General features: G+C 69.3%; 14 protein-coding genes. 6 read left to right on the forward strand and 8 right to left on the reverse strand.

Annotated features, from left to right (window positions below; genetic code table 11):
* Window positions 1-37 precede the first annotated feature (37 nt).
* From OG303_RS47035 to OG303_RS47050, 4 genes are all read right to left on the reverse strand, one after another.
* Window positions 38-1783, reverse strand: a complete 1746-nt coding sequence (locus OG303_RS47035; RefSeq protein WP_405876190.1) for an ABC transporter ATP-binding protein — start codon at window positions 1781-1783, stop codon at window positions 38-40.
* On the reverse strand, window positions 1780-2715 hold the full coding sequence (locus OG303_RS47040) for an ABC transporter permease (protein ID WP_405876191.1): 936 nt from the start codon (window positions 2713-2715) through the stop codon (window positions 1780-1782). The genes OG303_RS47035 and OG303_RS47040 overlap by 4 nt, the downstream gene beginning before the upstream one ends.
* A gap of 5 nt (window positions 2716-2720) precedes the next feature.
* The gene (locus OG303_RS47045; RefSeq protein ID WP_405876192.1) at window positions 2721-3701 is read right to left on the reverse strand and encodes an ABC transporter permease; all 981 of its coding nucleotides are present in this window, start codon (window positions 3699-3701) and stop codon (window positions 2721-2723) included.
* 234 nt (window positions 3702-3935) lie between these two features.
* The gene (locus OG303_RS47050; protein ID WP_405876193.1) at window positions 3936-5594 is read right to left on the reverse strand and encodes an ABC transporter substrate-binding protein; all 1659 of its coding nucleotides are present in this window, start codon (window positions 5592-5594) and stop codon (window positions 3936-3938) included.
* 268 nt (window positions 5595-5862) lie between these two features.
* On the opposite strand from OG303_RS47050, the gene OG303_RS47055 reads away from it, so the two are divergent.
* Entirely contained in the window at window positions 5863-6945 is a 1083-nt protein-coding gene (locus tag OG303_RS47055) for a LacI family DNA-binding transcriptional regulator (protein ID WP_405876194.1), read from the forward strand.
* A gap of 666 nt (window positions 6946-7611) precedes the next feature.
* Here the strand turns inward: OG303_RS47055 and OG303_RS47060 are convergent.
* Window positions 7612-8544 carry a phosphotransferase family protein gene (locus OG303_RS47060; RefSeq protein ID WP_405877820.1) on the reverse strand — a complete coding sequence of 311 codons (933 nt, stop codon included), beginning with the start codon at window positions 8542-8544 and terminating at the stop codon, window positions 7612-7614.
* Window positions 8545-9021: 477 nt separating this feature from the next.
* Here OG303_RS47060 and OG303_RS47065 point away from each other — a divergent pair, with 477 nt between their 5' ends.
* From OG303_RS47065 to OG303_RS47075, 3 genes are all read left to right on the forward strand, one after another.
* Window positions 9022-10587, forward strand: a complete 1566-nt coding sequence (locus OG303_RS47065; protein ID WP_405876195.1) for a hypothetical protein — start codon at window positions 9022-9024, stop codon at window positions 10585-10587.
* 441 nt (window positions 10588-11028) lie between these two features.
* Window positions 11029-12999 (forward strand): potassium transporter Kup, encoded by a 1971-nt coding sequence (locus OG303_RS47070; RefSeq protein ID WP_405876196.1) that lies wholly within the window; start codon window positions 11029-11031, stop codon window positions 12997-12999.
* 61 nt (window positions 13000-13060) lie between these two features.
* Window positions 13061-13300 (forward strand): hypothetical protein, encoded by a 240-nt coding sequence (locus OG303_RS47075; protein ID WP_405876197.1) that lies wholly within the window; start codon window positions 13061-13063, stop codon window positions 13298-13300.
* Window positions 13301-13544: 244 nt separating this feature from the next.
* On the opposite strand, the gene OG303_RS47080 is transcribed toward OG303_RS47075, so the two are convergent.
* From OG303_RS47080 to OG303_RS47090, 3 genes are all read right to left on the reverse strand, one after another.
* The gene (locus tag OG303_RS47080) at window positions 13545-13931 is read right to left on the reverse strand and encodes a hypothetical protein (protein ID WP_405876198.1); all 387 of its coding nucleotides are present in this window, start codon (window positions 13929-13931) and stop codon (window positions 13545-13547) included.
* A gap of 186 nt (window positions 13932-14117) precedes the next feature.
* Window positions 14118-15692 (reverse strand): AbgT family transporter, encoded by a 1575-nt coding sequence (locus tag OG303_RS47085; protein ID WP_405876199.1) that lies wholly within the window; start codon window positions 15690-15692, stop codon window positions 14118-14120.
* Between the two features lie 249 nt (window positions 15693-15941).
* Entirely contained in the window at window positions 15942-17024 is a 1083-nt protein-coding gene (locus OG303_RS47090) for a DUF5937 family protein (RefSeq protein WP_405876200.1), read from the reverse strand.
* Window positions 17025-17139: 115 nt separating this feature from the next.
* On the opposite strand from OG303_RS47090, the gene OG303_RS47095 reads away from it, so the two are divergent.
* Together OG303_RS47095 and OG303_RS47100 are read left to right on the forward strand one after the other, a co-directional pair.
* On the forward strand, window positions 17140-17907 hold the full coding sequence (locus tag OG303_RS47095) for an amino acid ABC transporter permease (RefSeq protein WP_405876201.1): 768 nt from the start codon (window positions 17140-17142) through the stop codon (window positions 17905-17907).
* 3 nt (window positions 17908-17910) lie between these two features.
* A complete protein-coding gene (locus tag OG303_RS47100; protein WP_405876202.1) occupies window positions 17911-18696 on the forward strand; it encodes an amino acid ABC transporter ATP-binding protein in 786 nt (261 codons plus the stop codon).
* The last annotated feature ends 11 nt before the right edge of the window (window positions 18697-18707 follow it).

Below are 18707 nucleotides of genomic sequence, written 5' to 3' on the forward strand. Positions count from 1 at the left end.
GTAGTGGTGTGGGGGAGCTTTCGCAGGAGCGGCACGGTCAGCCGGTGCTCGCGTCGCTCCCGGCGAACCGGCGTGCGGGCTGGGGGATCGAGTCGAGCAGGCGGATCGTGTAGTCGTGAGTGGGGAAGCGCAGTACCTGTGCGGTGTCCCCGGATTCCACGACCGTGCCCTGGTGCAGCACCATGATCTGGTCGGTGACCACACGGGCCGACAACAGATCGTGGGTGATGTAGAGCAGGGAGACGCCGAACTGCACCCGCAGGTCCTCCAGCAGGGCCAGCACTCCGGCGCGCAGTGAGACGTCGAGCATGGAGACGGGCTCGTCGGCGATCAGGACCTGCGGGTCGCTGGCCAGTGCGCGGGCGATGACCACGCGCTGCCGCTGGCCGCCCGAGAGTTGATGGGGGAGTTTGGCGGCGAACTGCTCGACGGGAGTGAGGCCGACGATCTCCAGCAGCTCCAGTACCCGCCCGCGAGCCTGTGCGCCGCTGCGCCCGGTGTAGTTGACGACGGGTCGGGTGAGTGTGTATTCGACGGTGTGCAGTGGGTTCAGGGCCGCGTAGGGGTCCTGGAAGATCAGCTGTACGTCGGTGTGCAGTTGGCGCAGGCGGCCCCGGCGCAGCCGGTCGACCCGCAGGTCGCCGAAGGTGATGGAGCCGGCCGTGGGCCGTTCCACACCGGTGATCATCTTGGCGATGGTGGACTTGCCCGAACCGCTTTGGCCCACCAGGGCCATGGACTGGCCCGGCTCCAGCCGGAACGACGCGTCCTTGACCGCCGTCACCGGTGCCTCGCCGCGCCGTGGTGCGGCGTAGGTCTTGCTGACGTGGTCCACGACGATCGCGTCCTGCGCCGCGCGCCGGCGTCCGCGACCGGCGGCCGGCCTGGGGGTGCCGGACACTGTGCCGGTCGCCGTTTCGGTCGCGGTGCCGGTCGCCGTATGGGCACCCGTGTCCGAGGCCGTGCCGCGCGCGGGAAGGCCCGGCAGTTCGACCACTTCGGCGCGTGGGTCGGCGTAGTGGCCCAGCAGCATCTTGGAGTACGCGTGATGCGGCGCCGCGAACAACTGGCGGGCGGCCGCGTTCTCCACGATGGCGCCGTCCTTCATCACCATCACCCGCGCCGTGGACTCCAGCACCAGGCCGAGGTCGTGGCTGATCAGCAGGGCGGTGAAGCCTTCTTCGGCCTGCAGTTCACGGATCGTGCGCATTACCGAGTGCTGCACCATCACGTCCAGGGCGGTGGTGGGCTCGTCGAAGACCATCAGCCGCGGTTCCAGCGACATGGCGAGCGCGATGGACACCCGCTGGCGCATACCGCCGGACAGTTCGCCCGGGTAGCGGTCGAGGGTGGTGGCGGGTAGCTCGACCTTGTCCAGCAGCTCAAGTGCGCGTGCCTTGCGCCGAGTTCGCGGCACGTGGCCGTGCGCAGCGAAGATGTCGGCGAAGTGGTTGCCGATGGTGCGCACCGGGTTGAGGGCGTTCATCCCGGACTGCAGCACCATGGCGAATCCGCCCCGGCGCTGGCGGCGCAACTGCTCGGTGTCCAACCGGGCTATGTCGGTGCCGTCGAAGACGATCTCACCGGAGGAGATCGCGGCCGGCGGCTTGGACAGGCGGGTGAGGGCGAATCCGAGGGTGGACTTGCCCGATCCGGACTCGCCGACCAGGCCGACGAACTCACCTTGTTCCAGGCGCAGGTTGGCGTCCTTGACCGCGACGGTCGGCTCGGCGCCGCGCGGGCTGTAGGTGATGGTGAGGTCGTTGACAGTGAGCAGGCTCATCGTCCGGCTCCTTCCCGTAGCCGAGGGTTGCTGAGCCCGTCGACGCCGAAGTTCACCAGGGTCATCGCGGTGGCCAGCAGCGCGATGCACAGGCCGGGGGCGAAGAGGAACACCCACTGTCCGGTGAGCAGGGCGTTGGAGTTCTGTGCCCAATAGAGCATCGAGCCCCAGCTGACCGTGCTGGGGTCGCCCAGGCCGAGGAAGGACAGACCCGATTCGGCGAGCACGGCCGCGGTCGCGGCGCCGAAGAAGGAGCCCACGATCAGCGAGGTCATGTTGGGCAGGATTTCCCGGAACACCACGCGCGGTCCGCTCTCACCGCTGAACACCGCCGCGGTGATGAAGTCCCGCGAGCGCAGCGACCGGGTCTGCGAGCGCAGCACGCGGGCGCCCCAGGCCCAGCCGGTGAGCACGATCACCAGCACGATGACCGGCAGTCCGCCGTTCTGCGCGTAGGCGGCGATAATGATCATGAGAGGGAGGGCGGGGACCACCAGGAAGAGGTTGGCCACGAAGTTGACGACGTCTCCCGGCCACGAGCGAAGGTAGCCCCAGGACAGACCGACGACCACCGCGACGACGGTGGAGAGGCCGCCGGCGGCGAAGCCGATGGTGATGGACACCCGGGCGCCGTAGAGGAGTTGCGACAGAACGTCCTCCCCGGCCCCGGTGGTGCCGAGCAGGTGGGCGGCGCTGCCGCCCTCGTTCCTGGCGAAGTCATTGGCGTGCGCGGAGTAAGGAGCGAGGAGCGGCGCGAAGATCGCCAGGAGGACGAAGACCGCGAGGAGGACAAGCCCGAGGCGGGCCTTCTTGTTGCTCCACAGTGTCGCGAAGGAGCGGGTGAACATGCGCAGTGCGTTCCGCCTGCGCGCGTCTGCGCCGGCGTGTGAACTCACCCTGGTTTCCTCGGTGTTGGTGTCGCTGGTTGCCATGCCGGTCACCGCCTCGTCCTGGGGTCGAGAACTCCGTAGAGGATGTCGACCAGGAAATTCGCGGCCAGGACGCTCACGGTGATCATGAGAAAGAGTGCTTGCATGAGCGGGAAGTCATGGTTGGTGACCGCGTTGTAGAGCAGGTAGCCCACGCCGGGGTACTTGAAGACCTGCTCCACCAGCAAGGAGCCGCCGACGACGCCGCCCAGTGCCATGCCGAAGCCGGTCAGGTTCGGCAGCAGCGCGTTACGGGCCGCGTAGCGCAGCGCCACTGTGCGTCCGCGCAGGCCGTTGGCCTCGGCGAAGGTGACGTAGTCCTCGCCGAGCGTGCCGATCATGGTGTTGCGCATGCCCAGGATCCAGCCGCCGAGGGAGGTGAGCAGAATCGTTGCGGCCGGCAGGACCGCGTGTTCGAGTGCGTCGGTCAGGAAGCCGAAGGACCAGTTGGGTTCCACCTGTGCGGAATAGGCCCCGGAGGTCGGCAGCCAGCCGAGCACGTAGCCGACGAAGAACAGCATGAGCAGCGCGGTCCAGAAATAGGGGAACGCCGAGAGGAACGACCCCGAGAGCGTGGGCAGCGAGTCCAGCCACGTGCCGCGGCGCCAGGCCGCGAGCACGCCGATCAGAGATCCGATCACGAAGGCCGTGATCGTCACCAGTCCGACCATCACGAGGGTCCACGGCAGCGCACCGGTGACCAGGCCGGCCACGGACTGCGGGAAGAAGGAGTAGGAGACGCCGAAACGCAGGTGCAGCACGTTGTCCAGGTACTGCGTGTACTGGCTCCACCAATTGCCGGACGGCACACCGAGCTGCGCCTCGACGGCCGCCCTGGTCGCCGCGGACACCGGCCCGTTCTGCGACAGCTTCACGATCGCGGCATCGGCGGGTGACCCCGGCATCAGCCGGGGCAGTATGAAGTTGAGGGTGATCGCCGCCCAGAGGGTCAGCAACAGCAACCCGAACTTGCGCAGCGCGTACCGCATGGGGTCTCCCGCGTCGTTGGGGTCGTAGGGGCCTGGGGGAGTAGGGGATGGGGGAGTGAGGGGTGCATCGGGCCGGACCCGGCGCGGGGACTGCGAAACATGGTGGGTTGCATGGGCTGCATGAGTTCCATGAACTGCATGGACTGCATGGGCTGTAGATGGCGCAGTCCACGAACGGATACGCGCGGGCGGTCCCGAGTCCCGGCAGGGCCGTGAACGGAGGGCCGCCGAGGCCTACTTGGCCGCCTTCAGGTGTGTCAGGACCAGCAGCGGGCTCGAACCCCAGGTCATCGGCGCCGCGTACGGGTTCTTGGCGCTGGGCCAGCCGGTGAAGTGCTTGTCGCTGGTCAGGCCCCACAGGCCGCCGTAGAAGAGTGCGATGGACGGCAGCTGCTCGTAGACGACGGTCTGCAGCTGGTTGACGATCTTCTTCTGCTCCGCCGGTTCACCGGTCGCCTTCAACTGGGCCAGCAGTGCGTCTGTGGCCGTGGTGCCGTAGCGCTCATAGTTCGACGCGGTGGTCTTGCCGATCGGCTGCTTGAAGTCGGAGTTGAGCAGGGTGTTGTAGTCCTGGTAGAGCGAGCCCGTGCCGCCGAAGCCGCCCATCGCCAGGTCGAAGTCGCCGTTCTGGATGTCCTTCTGGTAGGCGGCCGCCTGCGGCTGGTTGAGCTTGACGTCGATGCCGACCGCCGTCAGCTGCTGCTGGACGACCTGGGCACCCTGCTGCCAGTCGCTCCAGCCGTTGGGGACGGTCAGGTCGAAGGACAGCTGCTTGCCCTGGGCGTTGACGAGCTTGCCGCCCTTGCTGGTGTAACCCGCCTTGGCGAACGCGGCCAGTGCCTGCTCGGTGCTCTGCGTGACGTTGCCCTGGTTCGGGATGTCCGGGTTGGTCCAGGAGCTGAAGTTCGGCAGGAGCAGCCCGGTCTGCGCGGCCGGCTGGACGTAGCCCTGCTCCGCCTTGTCCGCGATCTTCTTGCGGTCGAGTGCGAGGGACAGGCCCTGCCGGAAGGCGAGGTTGTTGAACGGGGCCTTGGTCAGGTTCGGGTACAGCGTGATGATGCCGCCCGGCGGGAACCAGTACTTGTTGTGTTGGGAGTCGGCCTTGACCCAGGTCTTGTCGACGTCGCTCATGAAGGCGTACGCCCAGTCGTAGCCCTTGTTGACGATGTCCAGGCTGGTGTTGGACGCGGGGTTGACGATCTTTTGGACCGCGACCTTGTCGGCCTGCCAGTAACGGGTGTTCTTCTTCAGCGTGTACTGGTTCGGGGTGAAGGTGCCGAGTGTGTACGGGCCGGTGACCACAGGGTTCGGGTTGGTGAAGGTGACCGGGTCGGAGACCTTCTTCCAGATGTGCTGGGGCACGATCAGGACCTGCTCCAGGACCTGCGCCGCCGGGACGTCCTGGGTCTTGAGGTGGAAGACCACGTCGTTGCCCTTCACCTCCAGTGAGGCGATGTGCTGCCAGGCGCCGAGGGTGTCGAGTGCGGGCTTGGACTTCATCAGGTTGAACGTGTACGCCACGTCGGCCGGAGTGAAGGCGGTGCCGTCGGACCACTTCACGCCCTGGCGGATGTGGAAGACGACCGTCTTGGTGTTCGGCTGCTCGTAGCCGGTGGCCAGGAACGGGGTGTCCTTGCCGTCGAGGATGTTGACCACACCGAGCGGCTCGTACATGGAGGTGGTCAGGTTGCGCTTGTTCGGCGAGAACGGGTTGAAGTTCCGCACCAGATTCGGCGAACCAGTGTCGGCACCGACCAGCAGCGAGGTCGCGGTCCCGGAGGCCCCGTCGTCCTGTTTGGCGTTGACGTTGGCAGAGCAGCCGGCCGTGGCGAGCAACGCGGTGACACCGACCGCGGCGGAGAGCCGGAGTCTGCGGGGAGAGGTACGCGTCATCTGGATCGAATCCTCCTCTTCGAGGCCCCTTCTACGGGGTTGGCAGAGCTTGGGAGGCTTGCCGTCGGCCGGAGTGTATGCGCATACATTTCACTGGCACAAGCTTTTGCGCGGCCCCGGATTTCGGCGGATGACGGTACTCTTGGCCCCATCGTCAGGGCGGGGATCCGACGCGAACTACCTGGTGGCAGGCGTTTCAGTGCTCTCGCGGAACGGCCGGAACGGCGGAGAAGAATCGGATGACGGAGATCGGAAGCGGACGGTCCACTTGGTGAGCAGCCCAACCGACACCCCCACCGTCTATGACGTGGCCGCTCGCGCAGGCGTGTCGATCGCCACGGTCTCCCGGGTGTTCCGGAACCCCGATGCTGTCCGGGCCACGACCCGGGAGAAGGTCCTGGCCGCGGCACGCGAACTGAGCTACTTCCCGAGCGGCAGCGCCCGCGGCCTCGCCAGCCGGGCCACCGGCGTACTCGGCCTGTGCTTCGCCGACTACGCCGACCCGGACACGGACACCGCCGCTGCCGGTGACGATGACGACGCGACGGTGCTCTACGCGGATCAGATCATCCGCGGCATGGAACGCGCGGCCCGACGGCGAGGCTACGCGTTGCTCATCGCCGCGTCGCTGGTGGGAGGCCAGGAGAAGCTGGTGTCCCGGACGGCCGGCCAGGTGGACGGCTTCGCCGTGATCGCCCGGACCGCCTCCACCGAAGAGCTGGAGCTGGTCTCCCGCCGACTCCCGGTCGTGGTGCTGGCCGGACCACGGGAGATCGACCACCTGGACCACATCGAGGCGGCGAACTTCGAGGGCCAACGGGACCTGACACGCCATCTGATCGCGGTGCACGGCCTCACCAGACTGGCCTTCGTCGGCGGCCACCCCGACTCCCCGGACGCCGAGGCCCGCTTCCGCGGCTATCAGGACGCCTGCCGCGAGGCCGGCCTGCCGGTCCCCGACGAACCCGACGTCCGCGCCACGCTCACCCGGGCGGACGGGCGCGCGGCAGTTCGCGAACTCGTCCTCAGCCCCCGAGGACTGCCTGCCGGACTGGTGCTGGCCAACGACCAGATGGCGGTCGGCGCGATCGAGGAGCTGACCGCGCGAGGAGTGCGCGTGCCGGAGGACGTGGCGGTGACCGGCTTCGACGGCATCCCGCTCGGACGGATGGTCAAGCCGTCGCTGACGACCGTACGCCAGCCCATGCGCGAGATGGGCGAGCAGGCTGTCGACCTGCTGATCGCACGACTGGAGGACAGTACGCGCGAGCCGGTGTCGATGATGCTTCCGGTGTCGACGGTCCTGCGCGAGAGCTGCGGTTGTTCCACGGACGACCGGCACAACCGCTGACAACGTTGGGCCAGGCCGGCGCGCGGATGACCCAACTCGCCCCCGGTCCACCGAGGTTCGCCTTCGCGCCCCGGCGGGGGATCACGTAGGTCGGGGGTGATCATGTGGCTGAACGGCGCCTTCGGAGCGGGCAAGACCACCACCGCGAAGGAGCGAGCTGACGTCACGCATCCCGGATTCCCGGCTCCTCGACGTCGAGAACGTCGGGGAGACGCTCTGGCATGCCCTCGGGACATCCGAAAGGGACTCCCGGATTTTCCGCCGCGGCGGGGGCCGGTGGTGGCAACCGCACGGCAGGTCGTCCTCGCCCATGTGGGCGGAACTCTGGTGGTCACCCCGGCAGTTCTGGTCGAGCAGTACTGGCGACAGATCCATGACGAGTTGACCGAAGCCGGCATCCCCGTGCGCCACTTCCTGCTGGACACCGGCCAGGACACCGTCGCCGACCGCATCGAGACCGACACCAAGCCCGAGAGCATCAGTGGCCGCCAGCCGCGCCTTCACCACGAGGCCGACCATCAGAAAGGCCTGCCCTGGCTCCGTCGGGAGGCCCGGGTGATCGACACCACTGACGTTGTTCCTTCCCCCGTGGCGGAGATCCTCATGGAGCGGGTGCGAGTCGGCCGATCCGCGCGCCGCGTGCTCCGCCCGGGACGCCGGGGGCGCTCAGGACCGGACCAGGTACAGCGCCTGCTTCAGGTTGCACTCGGCGATGCCCGCCATGAACGCCCGGTCGGGGAAATCCCCGTCGAGCAGCCGCAATGGACCCGCTGTGAGGGAGAGCCGCTGGGCCAGCAGGTAGAGCGCGAGGCGGTCCTGGTCCAGTCCGTCCGCCGTGAGCGGCCGGTAGGCGTCGTGCAGGCGGATCCGCAGGAAGACGTGCTCCCACTCGACGTCGAAGTACATCGTGCCCTCGATGTCGATCACCACGGGATTCCCGCAGGCGTCCACCCGCACGTGGTCGGGGCCCAGTTCGCCGTGCACCACCACGTACTCCGCACGCGGCCGCACCGCCGCCGCCAGGTCCAGCAGCCGCTCCTCCAGCCGGTCGCGGGCCGCGTCGATCCGCGGATCCCGCGCCGCCGCCTCGGCGAGGTCCCGCAGCGCACGCGCCAGGACGACCTCCTCGCACGACGTCCCGCGCGAGGTACCTCCCCCGTCGACGACGGCCACCTTGCCGTACGTGGGCGCCCGGTGCCGGCGCATCGCTGCCAGCGCCTCCCCGAGCCGGGCCATGACCGGGGCGGCCGTAAGCGGGTCGAGCGCGAGGAGTTGCTCCAATGTCTCGCCCGGCAGGTCCTCGACGATCACGAGGTCGGCCGGGCCGTGGTTGCCGTCACGGTCGAGGAGACGGATCGCCGGAACCCGTACGCCGAGTGCGTCCAGCCGTGTGTGGGCGGCCTCGAACAGGTCGAGTCCGAGACCGGGGGAGAACGGGTCGGTGAGGTCGTCGTCGCCCTCGGCCCCCGGCCAGTAGTTCTCGGCGTCGTCCCACAGGTAGGCGATCGCGGTCGTCGCGTCGTCCATCACCAGGCGGTACACGCCCTTCTTGCTGCCGCCCGCGACACGCTCCACCGCTTCCAGCCGTCGCCCGCCCATCGCGGCCCGCGCCGCACCAGCCAACTGCTCCCGCGTCACTGCCTTGGGTGCCACGTTCACCGAACGCCTCTCTGCTACGACAACTCGCGCACCCTACGAGGGCCGGCGCCCCGGATGCGATCGGTTTGTTCCGCCTTCGGTCGCCAAGTGCGGGGCGCTGGTCACGGGGCACGGTGCGCTCGGCCGCCGTGGGCGTATCGGAAGGTGCTTCCGGAGGAGAGCCGTCATCGCGAGCGACGTCCGCGGCCTCCGGCGGCCAGTACCGAACCTATCTCCGCCGGATTCGCCGACATCCCAACTCGGCGCGGAATGTGCGCCTCTCTGACGCGCCGGCCCGCGACGCCGTCAAGGACTCGTCAAACAGGCCTGGGACAGCATCAGGAGGCCGTCAACGCACAGCGTTCGTGGCCGATTCCGGTCGCAGACTGAGCGCCACGGGGGACGGACGACCGTCCGTGTTGTGACGTTGGAGGGCTCGTGACCATCACGGCCGGAAATGCGAGTCCTGCTGAGGCGACGGTGAGGGCCGCCGCCCAGCCACCGCGCGGACCCGTCGTCCCCATCGGGACGAGTCCCGGTCCGCTGCCGGGAGGGAAGCCGCGGCCGGGACGCCGTCTCCGGCACGAGACCGTGGCCGCGCGGGCCGCTCTGCGCCGCCGCTACTGGGCCACCGTGCCCGCGCGGTTGCGCCTCCTGCGTGCGGCCACGGTCTCGCTCGCCACCGCCCTCGCCGTGCTCTTCCTGACGGCGGGCCTCGCCGCCACGGGCACGTGGGGTGCCGTGGGGGGCCGCGACGCGCCCCGCACGACCAGCGCCGCCGACCTCGACCTCGCCCTGAACGACATGGACGCACAGGCCGCCAACATCCTGCTGTCCAACGGCGACGGAGGCAAAGGGCGCCTGACGACGCCGTACGACAAGGCCGTCGGTTTCTACGGCGACGCGCGGCGCGAGATCGGGCACGATCTGCGCACCCTCGCCGTGGCGGCGCAGGGCGACCGGGGCGACGAGAAGACCGTGGAATCGCTCACCGACGGCTTTGCCGAGTACCAGGAGCTCATCGGCCGCGCATTGGAGAACGACGGCCGCGCGGGCGGCAAGTCGTCAGCGCTCGCCGACTACCGCAGGGCCACGGATCTGCTGCAGAACCAACTCCTGCCGGAAGCAAGGAAGTTGGTGTCGTCCAACAATGACGCCTTCAACGCCGAGTACAACTCGGCCCACTCCACCCTCTCCGCCCAGCTCGCCGCCGTCATCGCGCTCGGCCTGCTGCTGCTCGCCGTGCTCGGCGTTCTGCAGTGGTACATGGCCCGCCGCTTTCACCGGATCCTCAACCCCGGTGTCCTGGCCGCCACCGTCTGCACCGTGCTCGCGGTGATCCTCGGCGCGCAGATGCTGTCGGCCTCCGCCGAGCACCTGCGCGGCGCCCGGCGCGACGCCTTCGACTCCGTCGTCGCCCTCTCCCGGGCCCGCGCCATCGCGTACGACGCCAACGCCGACGAGAGCCGCTACCTCCTCGATCCCGAGCGCCGCGACCGGTACGCGGACTCGTTCCTCGCCAAGTCGCAGGAGCTGTACGGACTCAAGGGCGTGACCCTCGCCTCGTACGACTCCCGACTCGCCACGACCTGGCAGGCATACGAGTCCGACCGTCACGACCTGCGCTTCAGCGGCGAGTTCCGGCGCGAGCTCGACAACATCACGTTCGCCGGCGAGCGTGCCGCTGCCGAGAAGACGGTCGAGACGTACGCGGTCTACCAGCGTGACGACCGGAAGATCCGTACCCTGCTCGCGGCCGGGAAGGAGCGGGAGGCCGTCGAGTTCTGCATGGGCTGGGAGGCCGGCACGTCCAATGCCCACTTCGGGGCGTGGATGGCCGCGCTGGACAAGGTCACGGACATCAACCGGGCGCACTTCACGTCATCGGTGCGCGAGGGGCGGTCGGCGGTGAGCGGCCTGCTGCCGTGGGCATGCGGTCTGTTGCTCGCCGCGGGCGCCCTCACCTGGCTGGGACTGCGTCCACGCTTTGCCGAGTTCCGCTGAAGCGTCGGCCCTTCCAGGCGTAAGCCTCAGCTGACGGTCGAGCGGTGGCCCGGGCTCGGACACCCTGGGCCGCACGGTCCGGCCGAGCTGCCGTACGCTCACACGTCGAACGGCAACAGCAGCAGCGCGACGGCCGGTTTCAACGGGGCCACCGACGTCCACAACCTGCTGAGGACAGTGGCGATGTTGATCGACCGCTCCGTACCGATGGTGTCCTGCTCGCCCTCACCGGACGGCTGGCCCGCCGGCAGCCTGGCGCCGTCATGGTGGCACGCTCCAGGCCCCCAACGTCGACCCCGTGCCAGCGGTCTTTCGCCAGGCGAGAGCCGGAACCTGACACAGTGTGCGACTGACTCTGTTGATGTTTGCGTGATGGGATCGGTTTGTCCCGCACGTCGAGCCGGGTCGGCGGCGCGACGGCCTTGGGCGAGGAGGGTTGTCGTGACCGATCGTCAGCACGTGACCGGGCCGGATGACGGTTCCGTATCGCGGTCGGCGCCGACCGAGGGGTCGAGCGCGCGGGACGCGGTGCGCCTCGCCGTGGTGATCGGTGCCCTCGGCGTGGTGTTCGGCGACATCGGGACCAGCCCGATCTACACCCTGCAGACCGTGTTCCACCCGGACGACCCGCATCCCGTCCCGGTCGGCTCAGCGAACGTGTACGGCGTGGTGTCCCTCGTGTTCTGGTCGGTGGTGATCATCGTGATGGTCACCTACGTCCTGCTGGCGATGCGTGCGGACAACGACGGCGAGGGCGGCATCATGGCCCTGATCACGCTGCTGCGACGGTGGAGCTCGCAGCGAGGGCGGCGGGCCGCCGTGGTTCTGTCGGCGCTCGGCATCTTCGGCGCCTCGCTCTTCTTCGGGGACAGCATGATCACCCCAGCCATCTCGGTCCTGTCCGCGGTCGAGGGGCTCAAGGTCGTCGAGCCGTCGCTGGAGGATCTGGTCGTACCCATCACGGCGGTGATCATCGTGGTGCTGTTCCTGGTGCAGCGCAGAGGAACCGCGGCGGTGGGCAAGGTGTTCGGGCCGGTGATGATCGCCTGGTTCGTGGCGATCGGCGCATGCGGTGTGGACGGTATCGCCGACCACCCGGAGATCCTCAAGGCGCTGTCACCGACCTACGCGCTGGACTTCATGTTCGGCCACTTCGGCACCGCCTTCTTCGCTCTGGCCGCGGTCGTCCTCGCGGTCACCGGCGCCGAGGCGCTGTACGCCGACATGGGGCACTTCGGCCGCAGATCGATCACCCGCGCCTGGCTGATCCTCGTCTTCCCCGCGTGCATGCTCAGCTACCTCGGCCAGGGCGCCCTGATTCTCGCCGACCCGGCCAACGTCAGCAGCCCGTTCTTCCTGCTGGTGCCCGACTGGGGTCGATGGCCCATGGTCGTGCTGGCCACGGCGGCCACCGTCATCGCCTCCCAAGCGGTGATCACCGGGGCCTACTCGGTCGCCTCCCAGGCGGCGCAGCTCGGCTACCTGCCTCGACTGCGGATCGCGCACACCTCCGAGTCCACCATCGGCCAGATCTACGTACCGTGGATCAACTGGCTCCTGATGGTCTCGGTCCTCACCCTGGTCTTCGCCTTCCGCACCTCCGCGGCGCTGGCCTTCGCGTTCGGTATGGCGGTGACCGGGACGATCACCATCACCACCCTGCTGTTCTTCTACGTCGCCCGGGCGAAGTGGGGTACGCCGCTGTGGCTGGTCGGCATCGGCGCGAGTCTGCTGCTCTTCGTGGACCTGCTGTTCGTCGCGGCCAACATGACCAAGCTCGTCCACGGCGCGTGGCTGCCGCTGCTGATCGGCCTCACCGCCTTCACCGTCATGACCACCTGGCAGCGCGGCCGCGACATCGTCACCACGGAACGAGACCGGCACGAGGGGCCGCTACCGGAATTCATCGATCAGTTGCGCACCGGGGAAGCGGCGACGCGTCGCGTGCCCGGCACGGCCGTCTTCCTCAACCGCGGAAAACAGACTGCCCCTCTGGCCATGCGGGCCAACGTCGAGCACAACCACGTGCTCCACGAGCAGGTCGTGATCCTCTCCCTCCAGACCGAGCCCGTGCCCCGAGTCCCGGCCGAGGAGCGGATGACCGTGGATTCCCTCGGCTATGCCGACGACGGGATCATCCATGTCACCGCCCGGTTCGGCTACATGGAGACACCGGACGTGCCCTCCGCGCTCGCGACGCTCGACCCGGCCACGACCGAGGGACAGCTCCGGCTCGACCAGGCGTCCTACTTCCTGTCGAAGATCGAGCTCCGGCGCGGTACGGCACGGACCATGGCGCCCTGGCGCAAGCGGCTGTTCATCGCCACGTCCTACATCACGGCCGACGCCGCCGAATACTTCGGCCTGCCTCGAGACCGGACGGTCATCATGGGCTCGCACATCGAGGTGTAGACGCGCGGGTGACTGCCCGCGCGACCGGGCGCCGGCGGTGGGCTGGTCCTACGGAGCGTTCGTGGGGGCGCACTGGGCCGGCCGGAATCCGGACCGCGCCCTGGGCGCGGTGCTGGTCGACGGCGCGCAACCGTACGACTGGCTCGACGAGGCCATGGAGGAGCGGATCCGGAAGCTGTTTCGGCGGATGGGCTGGTTCACGCCGCTGCTGCCCGACGGGCCTGACCCCGCGGATGACCGCCGAACAGCAGGCGCACAGCAACATCGAGCTCGGCAGGCTCTCGACCTCGGGGGGCGCTGAAGACGCGACCAGCGGGCCGACGACAACTGCACGTCCTCGCCACCATCGTCACCATCGTCCAGCTCGACCGCGTCCGGGTCGCGCAGGGGCCGCAGTCCTTCGCGCGGGACGGACGGCGTGAAGCTGCGGCGGCCGAGCACGTTGAGGTCGAGGTGCTTGAGCGGGGAGATACGGGTGACCTCCGATCGACCCGATCGACGGTTCCCGCGCCCGGCGCGGGGTCCGACAGCAGCCGGACCTCACGTCAACTCGACCGAGTGTCGCTCTCCAGCGCGCCGATCCGCGTCACGGTCGCTCCGCTCTTCGGGCACACCCACGTCGCCGTCCCCGCAACGACCGTCGCCGTCAGCGGGTGCCTGTCCGGGTGGGCCGGGCAGTGCGGCCAGACCGCCGGCGCGCCCTCGGACCACAGCGCCTCCACCGCCCACTCCTGGACCTGATCCGCGAGGTTCGCCAGACGTTCCGCAGGCGTGACGCCCCCAGGCGGGGTCAGGCCCACGCCGCTGCCGTCGGGTGCGTAGAGCATGAGTCCGAACTCCGCGTCCGCATGCAGCCGTGGCCGTACGGCACACTGCGCACGGAGGTCGCGCAGGACCGTTTCCAGGGCCTGGGTGAATTCCTCGTCGGCCACCACAGGGTCTCCGATCGGTCCGCAACAGCTTGCCAGGGCTTCCACTATGGCTGCCGGCCCCACGGCGCCGCGAACTGGCCGCTGTTGGTAGCGCGTTGGCCACGCGGCACGTCGTCGGGTGGCCCTCTGTGGGTTGCCGAGTCAGAAGTTGCCATCACGCTGGTGGGACGGCTGGCGCTCGGACTGTCACCGCACGGGCGCGCCCGGGCCGAGCGGGATGCCCAGCAAATACCAGGCGAAGAAAAGCGCCGTCCACACCAGCAGCGTGATCAGGGCAACGGGCAGGGTGAACGAGACCAGGGTGCCGATGCCGGCCGTGCGGCGCAGGGTCTGGAGGTAGCCGACGCAGAGCATGAAGGAGGTGCTCATCGGGGTGATGGAGTTCGTGCAGGAGTCGGCGATGCGGTAGAGCGCCATGGTGGTGGCCGGGCTCGTGCCGAGCAGCAGGAGCATCGGCACCAGTGCTGGGGCGACCAGGGCCCACAGGGCGGAGCCGGAGGTGATGACGAGGTTCATCAGCGCGACCGCGACGAGCAGCAGGGTGAACAGCAGCAGCGTGGGCGCGCCCAACTGCTTGAGGAAGTGGGCGCCTTCGACCGCGACGACCGTGGCGATGCCGGTCCACTTGAACAGGGCGAGGAACTGGGACACGGCGAAGAAGAGCACCAGCAGCGGGGCGATGGAGCGCACTCCCTCCGCCATGAACTCCGGTATCGCGCGACTCCCCCTGATCTGCCCGGTGACCCGCCCGTACACGGCGCCCATGAGCAGGAAGAGGACGGTGAGGAAGACGGCGATGGCGTCCATGAAGGTGGACTCCACGATCGAGCCCCCCTTGCCACGCAGCGGTGACGAGGTGGGCAGCATCGCGAGCACGATCAGCGCGGCGTAGCCGAGCACGGCCAGGCCGGTCAGCTTCAGGGCCCGCAGTTCCGTGGCGTCGTCGACGTCCGCGGCCACCACTCGCTGGGCCGCGGCGGCCTCCAGGTCCGCGTCGGGCATCAGGTGGTGCTCGCGCTTGGCGAGGATCTTGTCCACGACCAGGGCGATGGTGCCGGCCAGCACGAACGCCGAGACGGTGGTGAAGTACATGTTGTCCGTCGCACGGACCACCACGCCCCTGTCGACGAGCTGCGCGGCAGCGGTGGCCACGGAGGCGTACAGCGCGTCACCGGGGGCGATCAGCGGGTTGGCGTCCCCCGCGGCGTTGATGGAGACGAACGCGACGATCATGCCGAGCATGGGGGAGCGGCCCACGGCGCGGAAGGCCACCGCGCCGAGCGGGATGAGGACCACGTACGCGGAGTCGGACAGGAACTTGCCCAGCACGCCGCCCAGCGCCACGCCCAGGACGACCGTGCGCGGGGACAGGCCCGACAGCATCCGGCGGGCCAGCGCTTCGAAGAGTCCGGACCGCTCGGCGACCGCGACGCCGAGCATCACCGTCAGCACGGTGCCGAGCGGGCCGAAGGTGACGAAGGAGCCCTGGGCGCCGGTGATCAGATCCCGTACGGCGTCCCCCGACAGAGCGCTGCGGACGCCGACCACGGCACCCGAGGAGGGGTCCTCGACATGCAGGCCGGAGGCGTTCAGCGCCCAGCTGACGAGAGCGAGGACCCCGCACAGGATCCAGAACAGCCAGAACGGGTGCGGCAGCGCGTTCCCCGCGCGCTCGACCAGGTCGAGGAGCCGGGAGCCACGACCGCCCTCGTCGGGCTCGGTGGCCCGCACCTCCGCGGTACGGCTGTCAGGTGGGCTCATGGCGGCCTCCTGGGAGGGGACGGGCAAGCACGGTCACGGCGCGGCCATGCGAGGGGAGACCTGGATCCGCGCACGATCCGTCGTGAACGGCACACGGGGCATTCCCGGGTCGCGCCGCACAGCGGGTCCCGCGTCCGGCCGCGTCACCGTCTGGCGGAACAGTGGACCTGATGGGGGCAAGTGATCGCCATGACGTGGGCCACTGCTCGGCGTCACGGGGGTGATGTCGTACGACAGGGGAGCGACGGCTCAGCGGATGATCGCGGTCAGCACATCGACGCCCAGGTGCATGAGGCAGTCGGTGTCGAGCCGGTGGTAGATCAGCCGGCCGTCCCTGCGGGAGGTCAGCAGGCCGGCCTCGCGCAGCCGCCCGAGGTGCCGGGATACCTGCGGCACGGTCATCCCCGTCCGTACGGCCAGGTCCGAGGTGGTGATGGGTTCGTTCACCAGGTGCCGACAGAGGCCGAGGCGCGCGGGATCGGACAGCGTGGCCAGGCGGAGCCGCATCTGAGCCAGCGTGGCGCGCTCGACCTGGTCGGTGTTCTCGACGGGGAAGTGGACGACGACCGGGTAGGGCGGATCGTCCTTGACGATCAGATGCGGTCGGGTGTGCGCGGACGGTACGAGCAGACAGCGGCGGCCACGCGGCTCGGCTCTGAGTGACTGCAGCTTGTCGTAGGCGACGGACGGCGGGTTCTGGCCGACGACGGCGTTCGGGCTGAGCGAGGCCAGTGCCTCGGGGAGGGGCAGCGCCTGCACGCGGGCGCGTACGCGGGTGCATTCGCTCTCCAGCCGGTGCTGCACGCGTGCCCATTCGGCGTCGAAGAACTCGGTGGCGCACCGCCGCAGCAGTTCCAGCAGTCCCGCGCGCATCCGCTCCGGGGTGTGGAGCAGGCTGCGGGCCAGCTCGCCGCGGCTGAAGGAGCGGCGTTCGCTGGAGACGACGTAGGCGTCGCGGACGGTCTGGTCGGTGAGCAGGTTCCGGGTGTCGAAGACGCCGCCGTGCACGGTGGGGGCGGCGGCCAGGACGAAGTCGTCCAGGGGCAGCGCCTCCAGGCGGGCCAGCTCCTGCTCCAGCGTCCGGCCGAGGGGCGGCTCCAGTGGCATCATCAGCCGGCACCGCCGCCGGTTCCACAGCGGCGCGTAGACGGCCAGCAGGCTCACGGACTCCGGCGACAGCGCGCCCCGTACGCGTTCCAGCCACGGGCGTACGTCGAGGTGGTGCTCGGGCTCGGCGATCGAGTGCAGGCACGCCATCAGCTCGGCCAGCGGCGACAGGCCGACGGCCACGTCGGCCGGGACGACACCCTGCAGGTTGATGACGACGGCCATGCGCCGCAGCGTACCGCCGATGCTTACCGCGCCGGCGGTAAGCATCGGCGGTACAGCCGGCGGGCGGACCTAGGCTGCGGCCAATTCCGCTCCGAGCAGCGAGAGGCTCCGGCCGATGCATCTGTTTCTGCAGACGTTCTTCAACCCAGCTGAACTACTCAAGGCCTTCCCCGTCCTGCTGACCGAAGGCTTGCGCAACACCCTGCTGATCGCCGGCCTGGCGATCGTCTTCGGTTCCGTCCTCGGCGTACTGCTCGCGATGCTGCTGCTGTCGCATCGCAGGCTGGTACGCCTGCCGGCCCGCGTCTACGTCGACACCTTCCGCGGGCTGCCCGCGATCGTGACCGTCAGCCTGGTGGGTCTGGGCCTGCCCGCGGCGGGGATACGGCCCTTCGGCCGGGAACCGCTCGGGTACGCGGTGCTCGCCATCGGCCTCATCTCGGCGGCCTACCTGGCGGAGATCTTCCGCTCGGGCATCCAGGCAGTCCCCTCCGGGCAGTTGAGCGCGGCGCGCAGTCTCGGCATGTCCTATCTGACCGCGATGCGGGTCATCGTCGTCCCCCAGGGCGTGCGGAACGTACTGCCCGCGCTGGCCGGCCAGTTCATCATCGACATCAAGGAGAGCTCGCTGGTGTATCTGCTCGGACTCGGCATGGGGCAGCGAGAGCTCTACTTCATCGCGCAGGAGCGGCAGGCGGCGACGTACAACTCGTCCGCGCTGGTCGCCGCCGGCATCTGTTATCTCCTGCTGACGGTGCCGCTGACCTTTCTGGTGAACCGCCTGGATCTGCGGATGCGGACCGGTGGGCGAAAGCCCGGCGGCAGCGGCAAGGCGGCCCCCGCTGCGGCCACCCCGTCCGTCTCACCGGCGTTGGAGGTCTGAGCGATGTCAGGAACCCTGTCCGACAGCAACCCCCGAACCGGCGACACGGCGAAGGCCGCCGTCCCCGCGGTGAGCACGCGCGACCTGCACAAGAGCTATGGCGGCGTGGAAGTCCTGCGCGGGATCGACCTCGATGTCGCGCCCGGCGAGACCGTGTGCGTCATCGGCCGCTCCGGCTCCGGGAAGTCCACCCTGCTGAAGTGCATGAACCTCCTGGAAGAGCCGACATCGGGCGAGATCCGGCTGAGCGGCACCCCGATCACCGGCCCCCGCGTGGACGTGGACGCGATCCGCACCCGCGTCGGCATGGTCTTCCAGCACTTCAACCTGTTCCCGCACCTCAGCGTCCTGCGCAACACCACCGTGGCACTGCGCAAGGTCCGCAGGATGAACGCGGCCGCCGCCGACGAGATCGCCATGTCCCAGCTGGAGCGCCTCGGCCTCGCCGGGCTGGCCCACTCCCGGCCCAGCCGGCTCTCCGGCGGCCAGCAGCAACGCGTGGCGATCGCACGGGCGTTGGCCATGGAACCCGAGGTCATGCTCTTCGACGAGGCCACGTCCGCCCTGGACCCCGAGCTCGTCAAGGACGTACTCGACGTCATGCGGCTGCTCGCCACCTCCGGCATGACGATGATCGCCGTCACCCACGAGATCGGCTTCGCCCGCGAGGTCGCCGACCGGGTGATCTTCATGGACGAGGGCGTCATCGCGGAATCGGGCCCGGCCCGCGCGACGCTGGAGCACCCCAAAACGGCACGACTGCGCGAGTTCCTCGCCCGCGTGCTCTGAGCCCGCCCCCA

It is taken from the genome of Streptomyces sp. NBC_00005 (assembly GCF_045160215.1).
In the GTDB taxonomy this organism is placed as follows: Bacteria; Actinomycetota; Actinomycetes; order Streptomycetales; family Streptomycetaceae; genus Streptomyces.